Origin of the sequence: Salipiger mangrovisoli (genome assembly GCF_015223355.1) — a bacterium.
Lineage (GTDB): Bacteria > Pseudomonadota > Alphaproteobacteria > Rhodobacterales > Rhodobacteraceae > Salipiger > Salipiger mangrovisoli.
The window spans coordinates 1-3157 of record NZ_JADFFK010000072.1; the positions used below are offsets into that span (position 1 = coordinate 1).

The 3157-nt window shown below is 50.4% G+C and carries 2 protein-coding genes; one reads left to right on the top strand and one right to left on the bottom strand.

Annotated elements, in window-relative coordinates; all coding sequences use genetic code 11:
• Positions 1-1171: DUF6538 domain-containing protein (locus tag IQ782_RS29370; protein WP_240989675.1), on the top strand; the 1171-nt coding region annotated here is incomplete at its 5' end.
• A 162-nt stretch (positions 1172-1333) separates the two neighbouring features.
• Here IQ782_RS29370 and IQ782_RS29375 read toward each other — a convergent pair.
• Positions 1334-3091 carry an ATP-dependent nuclease gene (locus tag IQ782_RS29375; protein ID WP_194138203.1) on the bottom strand — a complete coding sequence of 586 codons (1758 nt, stop codon included), beginning with the start codon at positions 3089-3091 and terminating at the stop codon, positions 1334-1336.
• Positions 3092-3157: the final 66 nt, after the last annotated feature.

The following is a 3157-nucleotide window of genomic DNA, read 5'->3' on the forward strand; positions in this document are numbered from 1 at the left end:
GTACAAATCCGCACCGTTCACCTTCCGCAAGGATGGCATCTTCTACTTCGCTCGCAGGGTTCCTTCCGATCTCCTGCAACACTATTCGTCCGAGAAGATTTCCTACTCTCTACGGACAAGGTCGTCGTCAGTCGCAGCGGCGAGAGCGACGCAGGCAGCATGCAAGCTTGATGAATACTGGTTTCATCTCCGGTCGCAGGAAGCTGAGCTTCCCGGAAAGCATCTTCTCTGTAAGGGACTGGCCCGACCGACAAACCGTGCTGAGACTGACGCCGTCACGTCCGATGTATTGACACTCTCGGAGGCGGTGGTGACGTACCTAAGATTGAAGGGGCAGGGGAAATCGAAGACCTTCCGTCGGGCTGCAGAACGGTCCTGTGGCTACGTCATTGATGCCTGCGGAGACAAGTCGCTGGCAGAATATACCAAGAGAGATGCAAACGCTTTCCGGGATGCCTTGGTCGAGAAGGGCTTGGTGGGTAGTAGCATCACGCGAATTTTCGGCACGGTCCGCGCTGTGATCAACTTCGCAATGAGCGAAGAAGGCCTCTCTATCAAGAACCCCTTTGCAAACGTTTATTATGATCGCGAGGCGGGAGTATCCGGACGCGTAACCATTTCGGATGCTGACCTTCGCGTCGTCCAGCGGAACTGCATGGACGCTGGTGACGAACTCCGCTGGCTGGTTGCGCTTCTTTCCGATACCGCGATGAGGCTTGCCGAGGCTGCTGGTCTGCTCAGGGAGGATATCGAGGTGCATGCCGATGGTCAGCTCGTCGTCCATATCAGGCCGCATCCGTGGAGGCGTTTGAAGACAAAGGGCAGTGAGCGGAGAGTTCCGTTGTTCGGCGCGGCTGCGTGGGCCGCGCGGTGTATTCTGGACGAAAAGGCTGACAGCGGTTTTGCCTTTCCAAGCTACAACAAAGGTGAGGTCACGAATGCAAACTCAGCTAGTGCCGCGTTGAACAAATGGTTGAAGCCTATCGTGGCGGAGGGAACCACCATGCACAGCTTTAGGCACGCCATGCGCGATCGCTTGCGGGCGGTCGAATGCCCTGCCGACATCGTCGACCAAATTGGCGGTTGGCAAACTGAGGGTGTGGGGCATAGCTACGGTGATGGCTACCCAATAGAGGTACTTTCTAGGTGGATGTCGGCCGCTGTAGAGTGAGGTTGGCTGGCAGTCTTCACAGGTTCGCGATCCCGTGGTTGAATATAACCGCTCATTGTTCATTCAGGCCGCCTTAGCCCTTTTGTGGACCCAAGAAAGTACCTAGATTTCGCGTGGAAAGGCTGACGCAAGCGTGATATTTGGCTTACCTAATAGTGGTATCTATTTATCAAGGTGTTCTTTGATGTCATTTAGGATTTCTCTAAGTTCACTTGGAATATCCTGTATGGTCATTTCATCAATCACTCGCGCCGCAGTAAGTGAGAATTTGTACTTATCCTGTATTTCTCTGCAGATATTGGAGAAGACGATCTTACCCGGAACAACGCGCTTTCTAAAATCAATGTCATCCCAGAAGAGCGAGAACGATTTCTCTTCTTCAGTGGATATTGATGAGATATTCTTTTTGGGGTTTTTCGACAGCTCAAATTCTGCCCTCTGTCCGATTCTCTTCGATAGAGTCTGTAGCTTTGTTGCTTCCATGCTCGCATCTATAATACATCGAATTTCAGCTTCCCATCCCGCGGCAAGGGGGACCCGGCTGTGCTTCCTCACTGCCCGCTCGATTGAATTCGGTGCGATAAGGAGGTTCTCGATTTCTTTGCAAGGCAGGACGCGGCAGAGAGTTTCTGCCGAGTTGACTTCCTCTAGGAACTCTTGGACTTCGCTGTCGCTCCTGTAGTCTCGATCAAAAACAGCCGACACGGGTACTTCAAATCCAAAGAAGTTCTCAAATACCCAAGATGAAGTGGTGACACGAGACCAATTCGAGAACCCGTCTGTTTTCATCAGCGTGACCGACGAGTTAGATATGAAGTCCATGCCTAGAGTTTTTCGCGCCATCTTCGATAGAATCTTCGCGTCTTTCCCCTCGAAGTAGAGAACCTTCTTGGTTCTTGCTAGTCGAGCAAATTGAGCGTTCTCGGAGCTTCCAATCGCAGAGTAAACGTCAGAATAATCCGACTCCCCTTGTATCCTTTTCGCTCCACGGGTTTCTGGACGTATGATGAGAACTTCTCCAGGTTCCACGTCATTTATTATTTCTGTTGAATGGGTCGCAATGAAGTATTGGCCGACGCGCTGGCTGACGAGCCTGAGGAGCCGATGTTGCAAGTCAGGGTGCAGGTATATGTCCGGTTCATCTAATATCAATGTGGAAGAATGCCCAGCGTCTAAGAGATGCATCATAGTTTGCATCCAGACTTGGAAGCCAAAACCTGCCCATTGAATCTCTCTAACGTGCGGACCGTCCCGGAAGTACATCCTCACTATTGGTTTTCCGCCGGTCCTCTCGATCTCAGGAGGTTGAATGCGTATTCCGGGCCATCCTAACTCGATCAGATCCGCGAACGTTTCAAAATCCGTTCGAGACTTGTGGAGCCAGAAATTTCTAAAGTTACGGCTCGCTAGGCGGCCGTATTTATTGCGTTCTACGGTTTCTCTTCGAACAAGCTCTTCGTTCTGTTCTAGCGGACTAAGAGTCGGCACGATGGCGAGTTTTAGTGGAAACTGCTCTCTCAGGAATTCAGCCTTCCTTCTGGGCTGAACGTCGGATTTTAGGTAGCACTCGACTGGATATTCATTAGATATAAGTAAAACAAATGTGTTACCATTATCGAGTTGAATTGAGATTCTGGCGCGTCCATCGCCAAAGTTATGGATGCAGTGCCGTAAATCAATCTGCACTATTGATATTGGAACTTCCCAAGTTGAGCAAACCCCGTCATCCCCTTGGGACTTGAGGAACGCGGTTTTGCGAGAAGCATATCTCAAAACGTCAAATGCGATTCTAAATGCATCCAGTGTCGTGGACTTTCCGGCATTATTTGGCCCTACAAGTATGTTTTTTTCTCTGGCGGAGAGAGTAAACCTTGAGAAGGACTTATAATCCTGAAGCACTACGGATTTGACTTTACTCATTCAGACTTCTGGCTTTTTCGCGAGGGAATACTAGGTATTGGGACGTCGTGTGAAATGCCATTCTAT